Below are 22514 nucleotides of genomic sequence, written 5' to 3' on the forward strand. Positions count from 1 at the left end.
CGTCGGCGGCGCGTTCACTGTCGGCGCAAGCGCTCGACCCGAGTGTCGGCGGCAGCCAGTAGCGTCGACGACATGGTGACCACCGGCTTCCGCCTCCCCGTCGAGCAGCGCCGCGCCTCCTCGCCGCTGCGTCTCGACGAGTCCCAGGCCCGCGTGGTCGGTCTGCCCGACGGCGTGTCCGCCGCGGTCATCGGGGCCCCCGGCACGGGCAAGACCACCACGCTGATCGAGACGCTCGTCGATCGGGTCGAGGGCCGCGGGCACGGTCCCCGGTCGGTGCTGGTGCTGACACCGGCGCGATCGACGGCCACGCGCCTCCGCGACGTCATCGCCGCCCGACTCGGCGTCCCGACACCGGGGCCGATGGCACGGACGATCTCGTCGCTGGCATTCGACGTGGTCGGCCACTCGGCGCTCCTCGCCGGCGCCGAGCCGCCCACCCTGCTCACCGGCGGCGATCAGGACTCCATCGTCCGCGAGCTGCTCGAAGGGCACGAGGCCGACGGCACCGGCCCGCGGTGGCCCGAGCACCTCGGCCCGCAGGTCCGGCGGCTGCGCGGCTTCCGCACCGAGCTCCGCGAGATGTTCATGCGCGCCACCGAGCAGGGCCTGTCGCCCGACGACCTCCGTACCCTGGCGTCTCGCCGCCCTCGGCCCGAGTGGGCGTCGGTGGCGGACCTGCTCGACGAGTACCACCGGGTGGTCGACGGTCTCTCCGGTCGGCATCTCGACTCCGCCGAGCTCGTCGCCTACGCGGTGGCCGCCCTCGACCGCGGCGAGACCGCGCCCGTGGTCGAGGGGCTCGAGCTGGTGCTCGTCGAAGACGCCCACGAGGCGACCGAGTCGACCGTCTCGCTCCTCCGGGCACTCGTCCGACGGGGCGTCGCCGTCATCGCGTTCGGCGACCCCGACCTGTCGACGAACGCCTTCCGTGGCGGCAGCCCCGACATCCTGGGTCGGCTCGGCCCACGGCTCGGCGTCGAGGTCGTCGAGACCATCTTCCTGTCGACGGCCCACCGGCACGACCCCGTGCTTCGCGACCTCGTGTCCCGGGTGACCGGGCGCATCGGCACGGCGGGTGCGGGGCGCCAGCACGCCGCAGTGGCGGGTTCCGAGAGAGCCGCCGGCGTCGGCGACCCCGCCGGTGACGTCCCGCCGATCGTGACCGTGCGGGCCGACAGCCCAGCCCACGAGATCTCGTCGGTCGCGCGTCTGCTGCGCGAGCACCACCTGGTGAGGGGCGTGCCCTGGTCGCGGATGATGGTGATCGTGCGGAGCGGTGGCCAGGTCGCCTCCGTCGCCCGGGGCCTGCAGGCAGCCGAGGTGCCGACCCGCACCTCCATCGCCGGTCGCGCCGTCCGCGACGAGCACGCCGCCCGCCACCTCATCGCGGCCGCGTCCGTCGCCGTGGGTCGAGACCGGCTCACCCCGGAGATCGCCACCGACCTCCTGACCGGGCCGTTGGCCGGGCTCGACGCGCTCGCGGTGCGCCGCCTCCGATTGGCGCTCCGTGCCGACGAGCTGTCCGCCGGCGGCACGCGCTCCGCCGATGCGCTGCTCGTCGAGGCTCTCGACGGGCCGGGGCGCTTCGTGACGATCGACTCTCGCTTCGCCGCGCGCGCCGGTCGCTTCGCCGCCAGCCTCGACGCGGCGCGGCGGGCCGCGGCAGGCGGCGCCAGCATCGAGGAGGTGTTCTGGGGCCTGTGGGAGCGCAGCGGCCTCGCGGCCCAGTGGTCGGCGCAGTCCGCGGGGCGCGGCATCGTGTCCGCCGAGGCCGACCGCCATCTCGACGGCGTCGTGGCGCTCTTCACAGCGGCCAAGCGGTTCGTCGAGCGGACCCCGGAGGCCGACGCGATCGGATTCCTCGACTCGCTGCTCGACGCGGAGGTCCCTGACGACACCCTGTCGCCCCAGACCTCCGTCGAGTCCGTGCTGGTCTGCTCTCCGTCGGGCGCCGTCGGTCTCGAGGTCGACGTCGTCGTGGCCGCCCGCCTGCAAGACGGGGTGTGGCCCAACCTCCGACTCCGCGGGGCACTGCTCGGGCCCGACGATCTCGTCGACGCGTCGCGCGGCGAGTCGGCGCCGACGTCGGCCGTCGACGATCGGGCGGCGGTCCTCTCCGACGAACTCCGCATGTTCGCGCTCACCGTGTCCCGGGCGACCCGTCAGGTCGTGCTCTCGAGCACCGAGAACGACGACGAGGGGCCATCGGTCTTCCATCGGCTGCTGCCCGACGGCACCCCCACGGCACCCGCCGGGCATCCGCTGTCGCTCCGGGGGCTCGTCGGGCATCTGCGGCACGCCCTCGTCGACTCGCCCAGGGGCGCCCGGGCCGAGGCCGCCGCCGTCGGTCTCGCCCGACTGGCGGAGGCGGAGGTGGCCGGTGCCGACCCGGCCCAGTGGTACGGACTGGCGGCCGCGACCACCACGGCCCCGCTCGCCGATCTCGACGACCCCGAGGTACGCGTCCCCGTATCGCCGTCGCAGCTCGGCGCCTTCGAGGAGTGCCCTCTGCATTGGTTCGTCGACCGCTTCGGAGGGTCGGCCCCGAACTCCGCCATGGGTCTCGGCACGGTGCTGCACGACGTCATGGAGCACGCCGTCGACAGCGACGTCGAATCGCTCTGGGCGGCGGTCGAGGCCCGCTGGAGCGAGCTGCAGTTCGAGGCGCCATGGATCGACGAGGCCGAGAAGAGACGTGCGCGCACGATGACCGAGAGTCTCGCGTCGTACCTCCGCGACTTCGAGGCGAGCGGCGCCGAGCTGATCGGCGCGGAGTCGACCTTCGAGCTCGACATCGGGGCGGCGAGACTCCGGGGTGCGATCGACCGCGTCGAGCGGACCCGCGACGGGGCCGCGGTCATCGTCGACCTCAAGACCGGTCGATCGGCCCCCACCTCGGCTGCCGCGGTGGCCGAGCACCCGCAGCTGGGCAGTTACCAGGTGGCACTGGCCGACGGGGCGATCGAGGCGGTCCCGGACGGCACACCGCCCGGCGGTGCGAAGCTCGTCATCGTGTCGTCCGGCGTCCGCGGCAAGCTCTATCGCGAGCCGTCGCAGGCCCCCTTCGACGACGAGACCCTCCAGCTGTTCCGCGATCGGGTGCGTACGGCCGCAGAGCAGATGGTGGGGCCGGTCTTCCTGGCGCGACTCGACGACCACTGCACCGGGCGCCACGGCGGCTCGTGCACCATCCACATCGTCGGAGAGGTCAGCGGATGAGCCTGACGACCAGCGCCTCCTCGGCTGCGGCGCCGATGTCCGCACTCGAACTGGCGCACATGCTCGAACTGCCCCCGCCGACGCCCGAGCAGCAGGCCGTCATCGAGGCGCCGCTGACGCCCGCGCTGGTCGTCGCGGGAGCCGGCAGCGGCAAGACCGAGACCATGGCCAACCGGGTCGTCTGGCTGCTGGCGAACGGGCACGTCCGCGTGTCCGAGGTGCTCGGGCTCACCTTCACCCGGAAGGCCGCCGGCGAGCTGGGCGAGCGGATCGAGCGGCGGATCTCGCAGCTCGACGCGGCCGGGCTTCTCGGCGATGCTCTCGATCCGTTCGACCTGCCCACGGTCTCGACCTACAACGCCTTCGCGAACGGGATCTTCCGCGACAACGCCCTCCGCGTCGGCCGGGAGAGCGAGTCGCAGGTGCTCGGCGACGCCTCGGCCTGGCAGCTCGCCAGATCACTCGTCGTCGCGAGCAGAGACGACCGGCTGGCGGGTCTCGGTCGCAGCGTCGACTCCCTCACGGAGGCCGTGCTGCGACTCAGTCACGCGCTCAGCGAGAACGTCACGTCGGCGGAGCCGGTCGCCGCCCTCGCCGAGCGGTTCCTCGACCTCGCCGGTCTGCCCTCGACGAAGGGCAGCGCCTACAAGTCCGTCACCGATGCCGTCGGGGCCGTGTCGGCGCTCCCGCCCCTGCTCGAGCTCGCCGACGCCTTCGCCGACGAGAAGGCCCGACGGGGATTCGTCGAGTACTCCGACCAGGTGGCCCTCGCTCTCGAGGTCTGCGAGACGGCACCCGATGTCGTCTCGGAGCTGCGCGACCGGTTCCGGGTCGTGCTGCTCGACGAGTATCAAGACACCAGCGTCGTGCAGACGCGCCTGCTCTCGAGGCTCTTCCGGGGCACGGGGGTGATGGCGGTCGGCGACCCGCATCAGTCGATCTACGGGTTCCGGGGGGCGAGCGCCGCGAACCTCGGGCGGTTCCCCGTCGACTTCGACGCGGCCGAGGGCACCCGCTACAGCCTGTCGACGAGCTGGCGGAACGCCTCGACCGTCCTCGACGCGGCCAACCGGGTGGTGGCCGACCTGGCGACCTCCGGCGACGACCTCGTGGGGACGCTGCGGCCCCGTCCGTCGGCCCCGCGCGGTGCGGTCGAGGTCGCCTACGAGCAGACCCTGCCCGAGGAGGCCGCCCGGGTCGCCGAGTGGTTCGCCGGCCGGCTCGCGATCCCGACCGTGGTCGACGGGCGACCGGCACGACGCACCGCCGCATTGCTGTTCCGGTCGAAGAAGACGATGCCGGTCTTCGTCGAGGCGCTGGCCGCCCGGGGCGTGCCGTACCACGTGCTGGGAGTCGGCGGTCTGCTGCAGCGGCCCGAAGTCGTCGACCTCGTGGCGTGCCTGCGGGTTCTGCACGACCCTGCGGCGGGGTCCGAGCTCATCCGCCTGATGGCGGGTGCCCGATGGCGGGTGGGCGTCCACGACATCGCCGCGCTCCGGGGGGTGTCGTCGTGGCTCTTCTCGCACGACCACGCCCAGCAGGCGCTCTCCGACGAGGTCACCGCCGGGTTCCGTGCGTCGGTCGCGGTCGGTGAGCACGGCTCCATCGTCGACGCCCTCGACTTCGTCGCGACCGCGCCTCTCGCGCACCGGCAGCTCGAGGCGTTCAGCCCCGCGGGTCTCGACAGGCTGCGCCGTCTCGGCGCCCAGCTGGCGTTCCTCCGCGGTCGGACGGGTCTCGATCTCGTCGACCTCGTCACGGTCGTGCAGCAGGAGATGCTCCTCGACGTCGAGGTGGCCGCGGCCACGGGTGCAGGGTCGGGCGGTGCCTGGCTGCAGGCGTTCGACGACGAGCTCTCGGGCTACGTCGCCACCGACGACGGCGCCTCGCTCGGTGGCTTCCTCGCCTGGCTGACGGCGGCAGAGCGCCGCGACGACATGGGCCCGCGAACGGAGGCGGGCGAACGCGGCACCGTGCAGCTTCTGACCGTGCACGGTTCCAAGGGCCTCGAATGGGACGTCGTCGGAGTGCCGCGCCTCGTCGAGGGCGAGTTCCCCGGCACGTCGCGTGCGGGCGTGGGCTGGCTCGGCTTCGGAGAGCTGCCGTACGAGTTCCGCGGCGACGCGGCCGAACTCCCCGAGCTCGGGTGGCGCGGGGTCGACGACCAGAAGGACTTCGACCGCCGGCTGAGCGAGTTCAAGACCGAACTCGTCGCGCGTCACGAGGGCGAAGAGCGCCGACTGGCCTACGTCGCGTTCACCCGGGCCAAAGACGAGCTCCTCCTGAGCGGCTCGTTCTGGTCGTCGACCGTCAAACCCCGGAAGCCGAGTCGGTACCTGACCGACCTCGCGGCCGCGGGTCTCGTCGATTCCGAGAGTGTTCCCGAGGCGCCGGAGGACGACGAGAATCCATTGGCCGAGGCCACCCGCGAGCTGCCCTGGCCGGGGGATCCCCTGGGGGCGCGCCGCGCAGCGGTCGAAGAGGCCGCCGGTCGGGTCGGTCGGCTCATCGCGGCACGACGGGCTCATGCCGAGACGGTCGAGACGGTCGAGACGGTCGAACCGACAGATCGGCGGGCGGGCGAGCAGCAGACCGATGCGGACCGCGCGCCCCTCCTCTGGGCCGCCGACATCGACCTCCTCCTGCTCGAGCGCGACGCCGCACGAGCGGGGGCGGGTCTGCTCGATCTGCCGCAGCGGATCCCGGCGTCCCGCTTCAAGGACTACGTCGACGACCCGGCCTCGGTGGCAGCAGCGCTGCGGCGGCCCCTGCCCGAGCGCCCCTACCGGGCCACGCGTCTCGGCACCCTGTTCCACGAGTGGGTCGAGTCCCGGTACCGGCCCACGGGGCGGGTCGAGGTGCTCGACGCATTCGCCGTCGAGACCGACCTGGACGACGAGCAGGTCGGCGGGACGCGGGGTGTGGTCGACCCGGACGACGCGCGTCGGCTGGCCGAACTGCAGGCGACCTTCGAGCGCTCCGACTGGGCGGCCCTCGAGCCCGTCGACGTCGAGCTCGAGGTGCACCTGCCGCTCGCCGGCCGCACGGTCATCTGCAAGATCGACGCCGTCTTCGCGCGCGGCGACCGCTTCGAGGTCGTCGACTGGAAGACCGGGCGTTCACCGGTCGACGCCGACGACCTCGAGCTCAAGCAGCTGCAGCTGGCCCTCTACCGCGAGGCCTACGCCGCGTACCGGGGCATCCCCACCGAGCAGATCGACGCGGCGTTCTACTTCGTGGCCGACGACCGGGTCCTCCGGCCGGAGCACATCGCCGACCGGGCCGAGCTGCTCGACCTCTGGGGTCGCGTCGAGAGAGGAGTCAGCCCTCAGCCGTGACGCCGTTCCGTGGTCGACAGCAGCTTCTCGACGCCGTCGATGTCGAGGGCTGCCGTCTGACCGGCGCCGATCGCGCCGCTCCGGTCGAGTTGCAGCGAGTCGACCAGGCCGCCCATCAGCTCGACGGCGTCGTCGACCACCTCGGTGCTCTTCGTGCTCGTGCCGTGCAGCAGCCACTTCGCGAGTTCGAGCTCGTGATAGAGGGTCGCCCGGTGGCGCAGCTGGTGGTCGCTCGAGCCGCGCTCGGCGTTGTAGGCGTCGAACGCCTCGTCCACCGACGACGGCGTGCCGAGCAACCAGGCGAGATCGCGTGCGGGGTCGCCGACGTGCAGCTCGTGCCAGCCGAGGACGCCGGTGACGTCGCCGCCCGAGACCAGGATCGACCCGGCGTCGAGTGCGCCGTTGACGACCGTGGGCTGGAACTGCCAGAGCAGGTGATCCTGGATCGCCGCCTCCCACCGTTCGAGCAGGGCGGCCGGCAGGAGGCGCGTCGAGGCCGCCCGGTCGACCAGCGACGCCGTCGACCGCATCGCCTCGAACGGCGTGTGGCTGGTCAGACCCGCGTCCGTGACGAAGCTGGTCGGCAGGGAGTGGATGGCCGCGATGCCCCGGCCGACGACCGCGGGCAGACCCGAATCGGGGGTGACCCGGGAGGCGGGGACGTGCTCGCCGGCGATGAAGTCGTAGACGATGCCCCGGGTGCGACCGAGGGGCGCCTGACCGCGGTACTGGGGGACGCCGAAGGGCAGGCGACCGCGGACGCCGGCGCTCAGGGCGCGCAGGGCGACGAGGTCGGCCGACTGGCGGGCCTCGGCCCGCTGCGAGCGGGGCACGCGGATGATCCAGTGCTCGCCCAGGCGCCCGTTCAGCAGCGCCGAGTCGTAGTCGCCGCCGGTCGGGGAGCCGTACGGGGCGGCCGCGGAGACGTCCAGGTCGGCGACTGCCGCCGTGGCCAACGCGGCTAGAGTGAGATGAGATCTGGCCATGCCCTCAGGGTAGGCCGCCCGGTGTGGTGCCCCGTCGTTCGCCACGCTGTCAAACCGTGATGATTGGTCGTTCGATGTCCTCGCCTCTGACGGACCGCCTCCCGCTCGCCCGGCACCAGGTCGATCGCGACTACCTGACGCGTGATCGCGCCGGCGCCGTGTCCGACCTCCTGGCCTCGGAAGACACCCGGGTCCTGCCCCTCTGGCGCGGGCGCACGCTCATGGCCTCCGAAGACCGCCTCGCTCTGCTCCCGGCCAGTGACGTCCCCATGGCCGACGACTACGTCTACCTCGGGCTGTCGCAGGCGGCCGACGCGGCCGAACCCGTCGGCACCCCGCTCGTGGCGGCGCTGCTCAGCGACGACCAGGCGCGTGCGCTGGAGTCCGACGAGGCGTCATGGGGCAGCCTCCGGGCCTTCGGCAGCGCGCTGAGCGCCCGCGACGCGGGTCTGGCGGTCGAGGCGGTCGCCGTGGCCAACTGGCACGACTCGCACCGCTTCTCGCCGCGCAGCGGTCGCGAGCTCGTGAGCGACAAGGCCGGGTGGGTCCGTCGCGACCCCGAGAACGGCCACGAGGTGTTCCCCCGGACGGACCCCGCGATCATCGTGGCCGTCACGGACGCCGACGACCGCCTCCTGCTCGGGTCGAACGCCCTCTGGGAGAACAACCGCTACTCGCTGCTCGCGGGCTTCGTCGAGCCCGGCGAGTCGCTCGAGCAGGCCGTGCAGCGCGAGATCTTCGAGGAGTCCGGCGTGAAGGTCGTCGACCCCGTGTACCTCGGATCGCAGCCCTGGCCGTTCCCGGCCAGTCTGATGCTGGGGTTCCGCGCCCGGGTCGACGTCGACGACCCCGGCGTCCTCGAACCCGACGGCGCGGAGATCCTCGAGCTGCGCTGGTTCAGTCGCGCCGAGCTCGCCGCGAGTCTCGGCGAGGTCATCCTGCCCGGCCGCACATCGATCGCCCGCGCCATCATCGAGGACTGGTTCGGCGGCGAGATCGACCAGTGACCGAGGCCGCCGAACTCATCGCCGGGCTCGACGAGCAGCAGCGGGAGGCGGCCCGTCGGCTGCTCGGTCCGGTCTGCCTGCTCGCGGGCGCCGGAACGGGCAAGACCCGTGCGATCACGCACCGGATCGCCTACGGCGTCGCGACCGGGGTCTACGCGCCGAACCGCGTCATGGCGCTGACCTTCACCTCGCGGGCCGCCGCCGAGCTCCGCGGTCGTCTCCGGGCGCTGGGCGCCGGGGGAGTGTCGGCGCGCACCTTCCACGCGTCGGCGCTGTCGCAGCTGTCGTACTTCTGGCCGCAGACGATGGGCGGTCAGATGCCGCGCCTGATCGACGGCAAGGGCAAGCTGATCGCGCACGCGGCCGAGCGGCTGGGGCTGAAGCTCGACACGGCGTCGCTCCGCGACATGGCGGGCGAGATCGAATGGCGCAAGGTCTCCCGTCTCACGCTCGAGTCGTACGCTCAGGCGCTGCCCCAGCGGTCGCTGCCGCAGAACGTGAGCCCCGAACGCGCACTCGACCTGCACGCGGCCTACGAGGACATCAAAGACGAACGGCGGCAGCTCGACTTCGAGGACGTCCTGCTCGCCACGGTCGGCATGCTCCAGCTCGAGGCGCGCGTCGCGCAGCAGGTCCGAGAGCAGTACCGGTTCTTCGTGGTCGACGAGTACCAGGACGTCTCGCCGCTGCAGCAGGAGCTCCTCGAGCTCTGGCTCGGCGACCGCAACGACCTGTGCGTGGTGGGCGACGCCAGTCAGACGATCTACTCGTTCGCGGGCGCGTCGGCCGACTACCTGCTCGGCTTCGGCTCGCGCTACGACGACGCCACCGTGGTCCGCCTCGAGCAGAACTACCGCTCGTCGCGTCAGATCGTCGACACCGCCAACCAGCTGATGCGAGGGCGACCCGGTGCGCTGCACCTGCATCCCGCCGTCGAGACCACCGGGCCCGTCCCCCCGGTCGTCGAGTACCCGAGCGACTCCGCCGAGGCCCGCGGCGTCGCGCAGACGATCGCCGACGAGATCCGATCGGGTGTCGCTCCGGAGGAGATCGCGGTGCTGTACCGGGTCAACGTCCAGGCCGCGGCGATCGAGCGGGCACTCGCCGACGTCGGCGTCTCGACCCGGATCCACGGCGCGACGAGGTTCTTCGAGCTCCGCGAGGTCAAGGAGGCGCTGATGATGCTGAAGGGCGCCGCCGTCAGCATCGTGGGCGAGCCGCTCTTCAAGACCGTCAGCGACGTCCTCCGGTCGCTCGGTTGGACCCAGGAGGCCCCCGAGCAGCGCGGCGCCATCCGCGATCGGTGGGAGTCCTTGAACGCCCTGATGGGCCTGGCCGAGGCCTCGCCCGCCGACACGACCCTCCGCGCATTCGTCGACGAGCTCCTGGCGCGGCAGGCGGGCCAGCACGAGCCGACCATGCCCTCGGTCACCCTCGCGACCCTGCACTCCGCGAAGGGCCTCGAGTGGCGGAGCGTCTACCTCGTCGGTCTCAGCGAGGGGCTCGTGCCGATCAGCTACGCCCAGAACCCCGAGGCCGTCGACGAGGAGCGCCGCCTGCTCTACGTCGGGGTCACCCGCGCCCGCGAACGCCTCCGTCTGTCGTGGAGTCAGACCGGGCAGGGCCGAGGAGGCGCGCGTCAGCCGAGCAGGTTCCTGGAAGAACTGCGCATCCGCAGTCGGAATGCGGCCGAGTCGACATCGTCGTGATCCGACCCGTCTCGAGGTCGATGCGCAGGACGGCGCCGGCGGAGCCGGCATCGGCCCGGCGGCCGCCCACCACGAGCGGCTCCGAGTCGAGGAGTCGTCGCGCGGCCGCGGCCGCCGCCTCCCGGAGGACGAGTGGTCTGGGTCGAGCCACGGGTCGTGTGCTGAGCTGACCCGCTATCGCGGGCCAGGCCGAATCGGCGTCGCCGGCCGTGAGGTGGAGGCATCGAGCGCAGGCGGTCAGCCCCGGCACGACGAGAGGGCCGATGCGCACGGAGCGGTCGCCCGTCCGGACGAGGAGATGGGGAAGATCGCCCCGCATCCAGTCCGACGCCGTCACGGGGTCGGGGGCCGGGCCGCCCACCAGCACGCCGACGGCGGGTGGGCTCCGAGGGTCGAGTCGCACCGCACCGACGGTGTGGACCGCGGTGTGCACCGGCAGGCCCTCCGACTGCAGCAGCCTCCCGATGTCGTCGGCCAAGGGTCCGCTGCCGGCGAGGAGCACGGCGAAGGCGGGCGGAGCCTGCGTCGGTCGGCGGTCGAGGGCGGGCTCGAGCCGTGCCACGAGGCGTGCGGCGTCGAGTCGGTCGCCCCCGGTCTGGGCCAGGATCGCGTCGACGCCGCCGTCACCCAGTCCGTGCGCCACAGCCCAGACGAAGGTCTCGTCGAACGCCGTCACGTCATGGAGGACGACGTACGCGCGTTCCACGCCGATCTGCAGAGTCGAGGGGTCCCGCCAGACGACGGCGGTGTGCGGGGGGAAGCGGAGAGGGCGGGACATCCGACGATCATGGTCGCCGACACGGTGGTCGACGCGGTTGTCCACAGGCGCCCCGGCCCCTCGTCCGATTCAGCGCTCGGGGGAGGACCCGGGTTCTCCGGCGGCGCCGTCGCCCCCCTCGTGCGGCCGATCGCCGGACGTGTCGTCGAGGAGCTCCGCGATCGCGCGGTCGACGTCGTCCAGAGCCGGCTCGGCGTCGGTCAGTCGAGCGATCAGACCCTGCGGGTCGTCGATGTCCTCGCTGGAGGGCACGATGTCGGGGTGCGACCACAGCGAGTCGCGGCGTTCGGCACCCACGGCCTCGGTGATCGCCGACCACATGGCCGCGGCCTCGCGCAGTCGCCTCGGGCGCAGCTCGAGACCAACGAGGGTCGAGAACGCGGACTCGGCGGGGCCACCGGCCGCGCGACGACGACGGACCGTCTCGGCGATGGCGCCCGATCTCGGCAGTCGTGCCGTGGCCTCGGCCGTGACGACGTCGACCCAGCCCTCGATCAAGGCGAGCATCGTCTCGAGGCGGGCGAGCGCGGCGAGCTGCTCGTCGGACTTCGGCGGGATCAGAGCGCCGCTGGCCATCGCGTCCCGGAGCTCGTCAGGGCTGGACGGGTCGAAGTCGACGGCCAGCGCCTCGAGGCGCTCGGTGTCGATGCTGATGCCCTGGGCGAATTCGCGGATCGACGAGATGAGGTGGAGGCGCAGCCACCGGGCGTGGCGGAACAGGCGGGCGTGCGCCAGCTCGCGGACGGCGAGGTAGATCTGGATCTGGTCGGTCTCGATGTCGAGGCCCTCGCCGAACGCGGCGACGTTCTGCGGCAGGATCGCGGCCTGCTGGTCGTCGAGCAGCGGGATGCCGACGTCGCCGCCCGAGACGACCTCGAGCGAGAGCTGACCCACCACCTGACCGAGCTGCATGGCGAAGAGCGTGCCGCCGACGCTGCGCATCACCTGGCTGGCACCGGCCAGCAGCGACTGCATCTCCTCCGGGGCCTGATCTCTCAGCACGCCCGTCAGCGAGTCGGCGATGGACGATGCGACCGGCTCGGCGAGCTGACTCCACACCGGCATGGTGAGACGCGACCACTCGGCCCGGGTCACCAGTCGCGGCGCCACCGTCAGCTCGGAGACGAACGTGACGTCGTCGAGCCACAGGGCGGCGACGTGGAACGCCTGCTCGAGAGCGGCCCGGTCGGCGGCGGGCGTCTCGACGGCCGATCGACTGCCGGCGGCGACGGCCTGCTCGGTGGCGACCTTCCAGTCGATCCCGTCACCGCTGCTGTCGACGGCGTTCTGCAGCTGGCTCATCAGCCGGGCCATGAACGCCGGGTCGTCGGGCAGGCCCGCCACACCGGCGAGCTGGGCCGGGTCGATCTCGGAATCACCGGACAGGAACTGGCGCAGCATCTCGCGGAACTCGTCCTCCGGCCCGCGCTGCGAATCATCGGTCATACGAACTACGCTAACTGCTGGCCATCGGAACAACCTCGAATTCGGCGCCCGCCCCGGGCTCCCCGCTCCGCCCGTGGCGAACATCGAAAGGACCGTCGTGGCCTTCTTCTCACCCCCGACCCGCGCCTCCCTGTCCCGGCGCCGTCCCGGCCGGGTCGGCTGGTCGCTGCTGGGGGTGGCTCTCGTCTCCGGTCTGGTGCTCACGTTCCTGCCGTCGCCCTATCTCATCGAGCAGCCGGGCCCGGTGTTCGACACCCTCGGCAGCGCCGAGTACGAAGGCGCCGACCAGCCGCTGATCACCGTGACGGGCGCCGAGACCTACCCCACCGCCGGCACGCTCGACCTCCTCACCGTGAGCGTCCAGGGCAACGAGTCGGTCCGGCCCAGCTGGGTCGAGGTCGTGTCCGCCTGGTTCGACCCGAGCCGGGCCGTCGTCCCGGTCGAGGCGATCTACCCCTCGGGGGTGACGAACGAGCAGGTCGACGAGCAGAACACGGTCGACATGCAGAACTCGCAGAAGTCCGCCATCGCCGCGGCCATGATCCACGACGGCTACACGGTGCCCAGCAGGGTCACGATCAGCCAGGTCTCCGCCGGCGGCCCGGCCGAGGGCGTGCTGGAAGAGGGCGACGTCGTCATCAGCGTCAACGGCACCAGCCTCGAGGCCGACGGCGACGTCGACACGCTCCGGCGGCTCGTGGCCGAGAACGGTGTGGACGAGGCCGCCACGGTCGTCGTCGAGAGAGCCGGCACGTCGATCACGACGGAGGTGACCCCTCAGGAGGTGCAGCGCACGGCCCTGCTCGGGGTCGGCGTCAGCGTCGACTACGACTTCCCCTTCGACGTGTCGCTGAAGCTCGACCAGGTGGGCGGTCCGAGCGCCGGCATGATGTTCGCGCTCGGCATCATCGACAAGACGACCCCCGGCGAGCTGAACGGCGGCGAGCAGGTCGCGGGGACGGGCACGATCACCGCCTCGGGCCAGGTGGGCCCGATCGGCGGGATCCGTCAGAAGCTCTACGGCGCCCGGGACGCCGGGGCGAGCGTGTTCCTCGCACCGGCCGACAACTGCGACGAGGTCGTGGGCAACGTGCCCGACGGGCTCGACGTGTACTCGGTGACGACGCTCGACGACGCCGTGACGGTGCTCGAGACCGTGGCGGACGACGGCGACACGGCGTCGCTTCCGACCTGCACGGCCGACTGAGGGCGGCCACCCAGCCGGGTCATAGGTCGGCGGTCGAGGGTTGAATGGTCAGGTGCGGCCCGTAGGATGGCCCCTCCACGTACCCCTGAGCCAGGAGCACACACTTGACGTCACCAGCATCGTCGCGATCCGCACGCCGTTCGCCCCGATTGCCCGTCCTGGTCACGGTGGCGATCCTCGCCGCTCTGGTCATCGCGTTCTTCATCTTCTCGTCCCTGCTGACCGACTACATGTGGTTCGACCAGCTCGGGTTCGCGAACGTGCTGACCACCCAGTGGATCGCCTCGGCGGTGATGTTCTTCATCGGGTTCCTGGCCATGGCCATCCCGGTGTACGTGAGCATCGAGATCGCGTTCCGCTTCCGGCCGGTGTACGCCAAGCTCAACTCCCAGCTCGACCGCTACCAGCAGGTCATCGAGCCGCTGCGTCGTGTCGTCGTGATCGGCGTGCCGATCGTCCTCGGGCTGTTCGCCGGCATCGCGTCGTCGACCAGCTGGCAGGTCGCGCTCCAGTGGCTCAACCGCACGCCCTTCGGCACGACGGACCCGAAGTTCGGTCTCGACGTCGGCTTCTACGTCTTCTCGCTGCCCTTCTACCAGGGCGCCGCCGGGTTCGCGTCGGCGGTCGTCCTGATCTCCGGTCTCGCCGCCGTCGCGACGAGCTACCTCTACGGCGCGCTGCGCTTCACGGGGCGCGAGGTCCGCATCTCGAAGGTCGCGCGCATCCAGCTCGCCATCACCGCAGCCGTCTACCTGCTGCTCCAGGGCGTGAGCCTCTGGCTCGACCAGTACGCGACCCTCACGCAGGGCGCCAACAAGCTCCTCACCGGTGTCACCTACGCCGATGACGCCGCCGGCATCCCCGGCAAGCAGATCCTCGCGCTCGCCGCGGCGATCGTGGCCGTGCTCTTCATCGTGACGGCCATCATCGGCCGCTGGCGTCTGCCGGTCATCGGCACCGCGGCATTGATCATCGCGAGCATCATCGTGGGCGGCATCTACCCCTGGATCGTCCAGCGCTTCCAGGTCGAGCCGAGCGAGCGCACGGTCGAGGCGCCGTTCATCGAGAACAACATCGACGCGACCCGTGAGGCCTACGGGGTGGCCGATGTCGAAGAAGAGACCTACGACGCCCAGTCCGACGCCGAGGCCGGTGCACTCGCCGGCGATGCGGTGACGACCGCCAACATCCGCATCATCGACCCCGCTCTCGTCACCGACGCTTTCGCGCAGCTCCAGCAGTACCGCCAGTACTACAGCTTCCCCGAGCAGCTGTCGGTCGACCGGTACACGATCGACGGCAACACGCAAGACACCGTCATCGCGGTCCGCGAGCTGAACACCGATCAGCTCGGCGCATCGGCGACGCCCTACAACACGACCTTCGTCTACACGCACGGTTACGGCGTGGTCGCCGCCTACGGCAACCAGCGCTCCGCCGACGGTCAGCCCGTGTTCCTCGAGTCGGGCATCCCCGTGACGGGTGCGCTCGGCGACGCCGACGAGTACGAGCCGCGGATCTACTTCGGTCAGCAGTCGCCTGCGTACTCCATCGTCGGCGGCAACGGGGACAACGACATCGAGCTCGACTACCCGTCGGGCAGCAACGACAACGGGACGAACCAGACGACCACCTTCGACGGTGACGGCGGGCCGAAGCTCGACAACCCCTTCAAGAAGCTGATCTACGCGATCAAGTTCCAGTCCGAGCAGATCTTCCTGTCGGACGCCGTGAACGACGAGTCGCAGATCCTGTACGACCGCGACCCGTCGGAGCGCGTCCAGAAGGTCGCCCCGTACCTGACCATCGACAGCGCGCCCTACCCGGCCGTGGTCGACGGCAAGGTCGTGTGGATCGTCGACGGCTACACGACGACGCGCGACTACCCGTACTCGAAGCCTCAGGCGCTCAGCGACGCGATCGCCGACACCTACACCGAGCGCCCGACGTACGCCTCGAACGAGATCAACTACATCCGCAACTCGGTGAAGGCCACGGTCGACGCCTACGACGGATCGGTGAACCTCTACGCCTGGGACACCGAAGATCCGATGCTCCAGACCTGGCAGAAGATCTTCCCCTCGACGCTGACGCCGCTGGCCGACATGTCCGTCGACCTCATGCAGCACGTCCGCTACCCGCAGGACATGTTCAAGGTGCAGCGCGCCATCCTCGGCACGTATCACGTCACCGACTCCGACTCGTTCTACTCGAGCGACGACGCGTGGGTCACGCCGAACGAGCCGACGAGCACCGCGACGACGCCGCCCCTGCAGCCGCCGTACTACCTGACGCTGCAGTTGCCCGATCAAGATCCGGCCTTCTCCATCTACTCGACGTACATCCCGCAGCAGTCGGGAGAGAACGCTCGGAACGTCCTGACGGGGTATCTCGCGGCGAACGCCGACGCGGGGTCGACACCGGGGGAGGTCGCCGACAGCTACGGCGATCTGACCCTGCTGACCCTCCCGCGAACGGACACCCTCCCCGGCCCGGGGCAGGTCCAGAACAACTTCAACACGGACACCGCCGTGGCGAACCAGCTGGCTCTGCTCACCCGCGGTGACACGAGCGTCGTCCGAGGCAACCTGCTCACGCTCCCCGTGGGCGGCGGTCTCCTGTACGTTCAGCCGATCTACGTGAAGTCGACGTCGGAGACCTCGTACCCCGTGCTGCAGCGGATCCTGGTCTCGTTCGGTGACCAGATCGCCTTCGAGGACACCCTCGACGGCGCCTTGGACGAGCTGTTCGGCGGGAACTCCGGTGCGACAGCCGGTGACAACGGCGTGCCGACGACCGACCCGGCGGCCGACGACGGTGCGACCGACGACGGCGCGACCGATGGTGGTGACACGGGCGGCGACACCGAGACCCCGGCTCCGACCACGGCTCCCGACGCCGGCTCGGGAACGGACAACCCGGCGCTCGACCAGGCTCTGGCCGACGCGCAGTCCGCTCTCGACGACCGGGCCGCGGCGTACGCCGACAACGACCTCGTCGCGGCGGCGGAGGCGGACGCCCGTCTGCAGACCGCCCTCGAGGACGCGGTCGCAGCGAGCGGCGAATAGCACTCGCACCATCGATCGACGAGACCCCCTTCGGCGCTGCCGGAGGGGGTCTCGTCGTCTCCCGGAGGCCTGGACCGGTCGCGACTGGACGGACTGCGAAACGCGTGCTAGTGTTTCTTCTTGTGCCGCGGGGTGGAGCAGTTCGGTAGCTCGCTGGGCTCATAACCCAGAGGTCGTAGGTTCAAATCCTGCCCCCGCAACAGAAGAAAGAAAAGCCCTGGTCATCGACCAGGGCTTTTCTCGTTTCCCGCCATGCGCGTCTCGTCTCTCGAGGTTCCGCACTCGTCCCTGCGCATGTCATTCTGACCTCATGCCGAACCTCCGAGTCGTCGTCGCTCCCGATTCGTTCAAGGGGTCGGCCGGCGCAGCCGCCATCGCCTCCGCCGTGGCGCGGGGCTGGCTCCGCGTCAGCCCGGACGACGTTCTCATCAAGGCGCCTCTGGCCGATGGCGGAGAGGGGACCCTCGATGCCTTCGAGGCGGCCGTCCCCGGGTCCGTCCGCCGTGAGACCGACGTGCCCGGCCCTGACGACCGGATCGTGCGGGCGCCCTGGCTCCTGCTGCCCGACGGCACGGCGGTCGTCGAGCTGGCGGCGGCCAGCGGGCTCGTCCTCCTGGAGGCGCCTCGTCCCTACGACGCGCATACGCGCGGGCTCGGGCGGGTCATCGTCTCGGCACTGGACGCGGGGGCCACGAGAGTGGTCATCGGTCTCGGGGGCAGCGCTTCCACCGACGGCGGCGCGGGGCTGCTCGTCGAACTGGGGGCGCGCCTCCTCGACTCCGTCGGAGACGCCGTGCCCGACGGCGCCCACGGGCTCACGGCCGCGGTCCGCATCGACCTGAGCGGGCTCCGAGCGCTGCCGCCCCGAGGGGTCACGGTGCTCGCGGACGTCCGCAACCCGCTCGTCGGGCCACGGGGCGCCGCCGCCGTGTACGGGCCGCAGAAGGGCGCCACGAGCGACGACGTGCTCGCACTCGACGAGGGTCTGCGTCGCTTCGCCCAGCTCGTCGACGTCGATCCCGAGACCCCGGGGGCCGGGGCGGCGGGCGGGACGGGCTTCGGTCTGCTGGTCTGGGGGGCCGCGCTCGTCCCGGGAGCCGAGGTCGTGGCTGACCTCGTGGACCTCCCGTCGCTCATGACCCGCGCCGATGTCGTCGTCACGGGCGAGGGGCGCCTCGACGAGCAGACCGCCGAGGGCAAGGTGGTCTCGGTCGTCGCATCGATCGCGGGGCGGGCCGACGTCCCGGTGCTCGTCGTGGCGGGCTCGATCGCCGACGGCGTCGCCGATCAGTCGGTCTCCATCGCCCTGTCCGAGCTCGCAGGAGGCGCGGAGGAGTCCATCGCCCATCCCGAGCTCTGGGCCGAGCGGGCCGGTGCCGCCCTGGCGGTGCACATGATCACCCGAGGGGTGCGGGGCGAGCTGTCGTCAGAGGCGGAGCGCGGCGAGGCGGCGGGTGGCCTCGTCGATGACCTCGACTCGCTTGCAGAACGCGAAGCGGACGAGTGACGAGTACTCGTCCGCCAGGGCGGGGTGGCAGAAGGCGCTGACCGGCACGCCGACCACGCCCGCGATGCCGGGCAGCGCCCGGCAGAACGACGCCGCGTCGTCGAAGCCCAGCGGGGCGGCGTCGGCGACGACGAAGTACGAGCCCTGCGAGGGGGAGACCTCGAAGCCCGCCGTCGAGAGTCCGCCGGCGAGGAGGTCGCGCTTGTGCTGCAGATCGGCGGCGAGCCGGTCGAAGTGGTCGCGGGGGAGTCGCAGCCCGGCGGCGATCGCGGGCTGGAAGACGGAGCCGTTGACGAAGGTCAGGAACTGCTTGACGCTCATCACCTGGGAGACGAGCTCGGCGGGCCCGGACAACCAGCCGATCTTCCATCCCGTCGCGTTGAAGGTCTTGCCGCCGCTCGAGATCGTGAGCGTGCGTTCGGCCGCACCGGGGAGGGTCGAGATGGGCACGTGAGGGACATCGTCGAAGACGAGGTGCTCGTACACCTCGTCGGTCACGATGATCGCGTCGAACTCGTGGGCGAGGGCGACCACGGCCCGACGCGTCTCGTCGTCGAGCAGGGTGCCGGTGGGGTTGTGGGGGTCGTTGACGATCACGAGGCGGGTCCGCGGCGAGAACGCCGCCCGCAGTTCGAGGGGGTCGACCCGGAAGTCGGGACCCCGCAGCGGGACCGTGCGGTGCCTGCCGCCGGCGAGTCCGATCACCGCGCCGTAGGCGTCGTAGAACGGCTCGAGGGTGACGACCTCGTCGCCCGCGTCGACGAGGGCGAGCACCGTCGCGGCCAGCGCCTCGGTCGCGCCGGCGGTCACGAGGATCTCGCGCTCCGGGTCGAGGTCGATTCCGTAGAAGCGCGACTGGTGCTCGGCCACTGCCTCGAGCAGGGTCGGCATGCCGCGGCCCGGCGGGTACTGGTTCAGTCCACCCGCCAGGGCGTCCCTCGCGGCGGTGAGCACCGCCTCCGGAGGGTCCTCGTCGGGGAAGCCCTGTCCGAGGTTGACGGCGCCGGTGGACGCGGCCAGTGCGGACATCTCGGCGAAGATCGTGGGCGACAGTCGGCCCGCATCGTCGAGGAGCATGGCGCCGCGGGCCGTCCGCTGCCACGGTGTCGGTGAGGTCATGGTCCCTCACCGTAGCCCTCGGCGTGCTGCATGACGGGGCGGCGACCGGGAGTCGGATCCAGGCGTCGCTTATCGGGCGTGCAGCCCGCGCACAGGTTCGCCGAATGCTCTGCACAGGTGGACGGACCAGGCTGATGACGCTTGAAAGGAGCATCCGCTGATGAACGAGAACCCCCGGGGCGCAGACGACGCCGACGACACGACGCGTGGACCCCACGACGGCGAGGCGGCCCGAGACGACTCGACGGGCCGCGACGGCTCGACCGCCGGCGGTGACGAGGTGACGTACGGGGCCCCTCGGCTCCCCGACGGCGGTGCAGCCCCCGACGGAGACCCGGCACCTGGCGGCTACTCGGCGCCCGGCAGCTACTCGGCGCCCGGCAGCTACTCGGCACCGGGCAGCTACGCCGCGCCCGGCAGCTACTCGGCGCCCGGCTACCCTGAGCAGTCCTACGGCGGTCAGTCGCCCTACGGTGGTCAATCGCCCTACGGTGCCCAGCAGCCCACTCCGGGCCAGCAGGGTCACGGATCACCCCAGGCCTACGGGGCCCAGCAGGCCTACGGGGCCCAGCAGAACGACGGGAATCAGCACGGCTACGCCGGTCAGGCCGGCTACGCGCAGGGCGGCTACGCGCAGGCCGGTGCCGACGGCACCCCCACGCAGCAGTACGGGCACCACGGTGCGTACGCCGCGCAGAACCCCTACGACACGAGCACCTGGCAGGCGCCGGCACCCGCGCAGAAGACGAAGCGGAACCGCGGGGTCGGCGTGCTGGCGGCGACGCTGGCCGTCGGACTCGTCGCGGGCGGTGCCCTGGGCGGGGTGATCGGCGGATCCGTGGCCGATGGAGGCGCGGGCACGTCGACCGCGGCCGGACCCTCTCGGGATCTGACCGTCAACGACTACGACGACGCCACCGTGGTGACGGCCGTCGCGGCGAAGGCCACGAAGTCCGTCGTGACGATCAACGTCGCGTCGGGCTCCTCCGGCGGAACGGGTTCGGGGGTCATCCTCTCCGACGACGGGTACATCGTGACCAACACGCACGTCGTCACCCTCGACGGGGCGAGCGCGTCCGGCTCCGTCAGCGTGACGATGAGCGACGGCAGCATCCTGCCCGCCGAGGTCGTCGGGCTCGATCCCGTCGTCGACCTCGCCGTCCTCAAGGTCGACGCGACCGGTCTGACCCCCATCGAGTTCGCGGACTCCTCGAAGCTCAACGTCGGCGACACCGCCGTCGCGATCGGTGCGCCCCTCGGGCTCTCGAACACGGTCACCGACGGCATCGTCTCGACGCTCAACCGCAGCATCACGGTGCAGTCGTCCGCGGCTCCCTCCGACGGGTCCGACCAGGGCGACTCGAACGACAACAACGGCCAGGGCCCGTTCTCGTTCAACAACGGCGACGGTGCGCAGCAGGCCCCGGCCAGCAGCGTCATCTCGCTGCCGGTCATCCAGACGGACGCCTCGATCAACCCCGGCAACTCGGGCGGTGCGCTCCTCGACTCCGACGGCGAGCTGATCGGGCTGAACGTCGCCATCGCCAGCTCGGGCGAGTCCTCCGGCAGCATCGGCGTCGGATTCTCGATCCCGTCGAATCTGGTGAAGCGCGTGGCGGGTGAGATCCGCGACTCCGGTTCCGCCTCGCACGGTCTGCTCGGCGCCAGCGTCGACGACGCGACGAGCGACTCGGCCGCCACGCAGGTCGGGGCCCTCATCGTCCAGATCAGCCAAGGAGGCGCGGCCCAGTCGGCCGGGCTCCGTCAAGGCGACGTCGTGACCGAGTTCAACGGCGTCCCGATCAGCGACCGCACCGATCTGACCGCGCAGGTGAGATTCCTGGCAGGGGGCAGCGACGCCGAGCTGACCTACGTCCGAGACGGGCAGAAGGGCACCGCGAAGGTGTCCCTCGACACTCTCACCACCTAGAGGCAGGGGGTCTCCTCCTCAGGGCGGGTCGTGGCGCATGTCGCCGCGGCCCGCCCATCGCTGTTGATAGGCTCGCTGTCGATCGTCGGGGCATCCGACACGACCCACCGCGCCCCGTGCGCCGCGAGAACCCGAGGCCCGACCGACATGACACCGCTCGAGACTCCTCTGCCGGGTGTCTCGTACGTCATGCCCGTGCTGAACGAGGAGCGCGACATCCGCTCCGCCGTCGAGAGTCTCGTCGCGCAGGACTACCAGGGACCCTTCGAGATCCTCCTGGCCCTCGGGCCGAGCGTCGACCGGACGAACGACGTCGTGGCCGAGATGTCGGCGGCCGACCCGCGCATCCGCAGTCTGGCCAACCCGGTCGGCTCGACGCCGGCCGGTCTGAACGTGGCGATCCGTGCCTCCGTCCATCCCGTGACCGTCCGCGTCGACGCGCATTCGGTGCTGCCGACCGACTACACCCGTCTCGCCGTCGCGGCCCTGCAGCGCAGCGGCGCCGACAACGTGGGCGGGATCATGAAGGCCGAGGGGCGCACCCCCTTCGAGAAGGCGGTGGCGCGGGCGTACGGCAGCCGCGTCGGGCTCGGAGGCACGCCTCATCACGTCGGCGGAGTCGAGGGGCCGACCGAGACCGCGTACCTCGGGGTGTTCCTCCGCTCGCGCCTGATCGAGGTGGGGCTCTTCGACGAGGGCATCAAGCGCGGTCAGGACTGGGAGCTCAACCGCAGGTTGCGCGCGACCGGCGGCACCGTCTGGTTCACCCCCGACCTCGTGGTCACCTACCGACCGCGTCCGAGCATCCGGAAGCTCGTCCGCCAGTTCGTCGCCACCGGTCTCTGGCGCGGCGAACTGGCGCGCCGGTTCCCCAAGGCCAACACCGTCCGCTATCTGGTGCCGCCGGTGATGGTGATCAGCGTGCTGCTCGGTCTGCTGCTCGGTCTCATAGGTCTCGCGGCCGCGGTCGTGGGCAGTCCTCTCGCCTGGGCATCCCTCGGCCTCGCGGCACCCGGCGTCTACCTGCTGTTCGTCGTCGCCGCCGCCCTGCTGGCGGCGCGAGGCGAGAGCGTGCGGACCAGGTTGTGGTTTCTCGTAGTCTTGCCTTCCATCCACTTCGGCTGGGGCTTCGGATTCGTCTTCGGTTTCTCGAGCCTGACGAAGAACATCACCGCACACACCGGAAGATAGGCGATC

Annotated in this window: 12 protein-coding genes, 1 tRNA gene and 1 pseudogene; 10 read left to right on the forward strand and 4 right to left on the reverse strand. The window is 71.4% G+C overall.

What is annotated here, in order from left to right; genetic code table 11:
• Positions 1 to 72: 72 nt before the first annotated feature.
• The gene (locus tag SOM13_RS01035; protein ID WP_320478659.1) at positions 73 to 3222 is read left to right on the forward strand and encodes an ATP-dependent DNA helicase; all 3150 of its coding nucleotides are present in this window, start codon (positions 73 to 75) and stop codon (positions 3220 to 3222) included.
• Positions 3219 to 6560 carry an ATP-dependent DNA helicase gene (locus SOM13_RS01040; RefSeq protein ID WP_192059791.1) on the forward strand — a complete coding sequence of 1114 codons (3342 nt, stop codon included), beginning with the start codon at positions 3219 to 3221 and terminating at the stop codon, positions 6558 to 6560. The genes SOM13_RS01035 and SOM13_RS01040 overlap by 4 nt, the downstream gene beginning before the upstream one ends.
• Here SOM13_RS01040 and SOM13_RS01045 read toward each other — a convergent pair.
• Complete coding sequence (locus tag SOM13_RS01045) at positions 6551 to 7546, reverse strand: phosphotransferase (RefSeq protein WP_192059794.1); 996 nt, start codon at positions 7544 to 7546, stop codon at positions 6551 to 6553. The two genes, SOM13_RS01040 and SOM13_RS01045, sit on opposite strands and share 10 nt — an antisense overlap.
• A gap of 74 nt (positions 7547 to 7620) precedes the next feature.
• Between SOM13_RS01045 and nudC the strand changes: the two genes are divergently transcribed.
• On the forward strand, positions 7621 to 8553 hold the full coding sequence (gene nudC, locus SOM13_RS01050) for an NAD(+) diphosphatase (protein WP_197981792.1): 933 nt from the start codon (positions 7621 to 7623) through the stop codon (positions 8551 to 8553).
• Positions 8550 to 10262, forward strand: a complete 1713-nt coding sequence (locus SOM13_RS01055) for an ATP-dependent helicase (RefSeq protein ID WP_243214490.1) — start codon at positions 8550 to 8552, stop codon at positions 10260 to 10262. The genes nudC and SOM13_RS01055 overlap by 4 nt, the downstream gene beginning before the upstream one ends.
• On the opposite strand, the pseudogene SOM13_RS01060 reads toward SOM13_RS01055, so the two are convergent.
• Together SOM13_RS01060 and SOM13_RS01065 are read right to left on the reverse strand one after the other, a co-directional pair.
• Positions 10192 to 11040: pseudogene (locus SOM13_RS01060) on the reverse strand (TOMM precursor leader peptide-binding protein); the annotation flags it as partial. The gene SOM13_RS01055 and the pseudogene SOM13_RS01060 sit on opposite strands and share 71 nt — an antisense overlap.
• A 69-nt stretch (positions 11041 to 11109) precedes the next feature.
• Positions 11110 to 12486 (reverse strand): zinc-dependent metalloprotease, encoded by a 1377-nt coding sequence (locus SOM13_RS01065; RefSeq protein ID WP_192059798.1) that lies wholly within the window; start codon positions 12484 to 12486, stop codon positions 11110 to 11112.
• Positions 12487 to 12583: 97 nt separating this feature from the next.
• Between SOM13_RS01065 and SOM13_RS01070 the strand changes: the two genes are divergently transcribed.
• From SOM13_RS01070 to SOM13_RS01085, 4 genes are all read left to right on the forward strand, one after another.
• Positions 12584 to 13693 (forward strand): YlbL family protein, encoded by a 1110-nt coding sequence (locus tag SOM13_RS01070; protein WP_320478660.1) that lies wholly within the window; start codon positions 12584 to 12586, stop codon positions 13691 to 13693.
• Positions 13694 to 13797: 104 nt separating this feature from the next.
• Positions 13798 to 16761, forward strand: a complete 2964-nt coding sequence (locus tag SOM13_RS01075; protein ID WP_243214496.1) for a UPF0182 family protein — start codon at positions 13798 to 13800, stop codon at positions 16759 to 16761.
• Positions 16762 to 16887: 126 nt separating this feature from the next.
• Positions 16888 to 16961: transfer RNA gene (locus tag SOM13_RS01080), tRNA-Met, on the forward strand.
• A gap of 110 nt (positions 16962 to 17071) precedes the next feature.
• Complete coding sequence (locus SOM13_RS01085; RefSeq protein WP_320478661.1) at positions 17072 to 18268, forward strand: glycerate kinase; 1197 nt, start codon at positions 17072 to 17074, stop codon at positions 18266 to 18268.
• Here the strand turns inward: SOM13_RS01085 and SOM13_RS01090 are convergent.
• Positions 18188 to 19387, reverse strand: a complete 1200-nt coding sequence (locus SOM13_RS01090) for an aminotransferase class I/II-fold pyridoxal phosphate-dependent enzyme (protein ID WP_320478662.1) — start codon at positions 19385 to 19387, stop codon at positions 18188 to 18190. The genes SOM13_RS01085 and SOM13_RS01090 overlap by 81 nt on opposite strands.
• 160 nt (positions 19388 to 19547) lie before the next feature.
• Here SOM13_RS01090 and SOM13_RS01095 point away from each other — a divergent pair, with 160 nt between their 5' ends.
• Positions 19548 to 21317 carry a trypsin-like peptidase domain-containing protein gene (locus SOM13_RS01095; RefSeq protein ID WP_320478663.1) on the forward strand — a complete coding sequence of 590 codons (1770 nt, stop codon included), beginning with the start codon at positions 19548 to 19550 and terminating at the stop codon, positions 21315 to 21317.
• Between the two features lie 147 nt (positions 21318 to 21464).
• Positions 21465 to 22508: a glycosyltransferase family 2 protein gene (locus SOM13_RS01100; RefSeq protein ID WP_320478664.1), complete on the forward strand. Its 1044-nt coding sequence runs from the start codon at positions 21465 to 21467 to the stop codon at positions 22506 to 22508.
• Positions 22509 to 22514 lie beyond the last annotated feature (6 nt).

It is taken from the genome of Frigoribacterium sp. CFBP9030 (assembly GCF_034045195.1).
Lineage (GTDB): Bacteria > Actinomycetota > Actinomycetes > Actinomycetales > Microbacteriaceae > Frigoribacterium.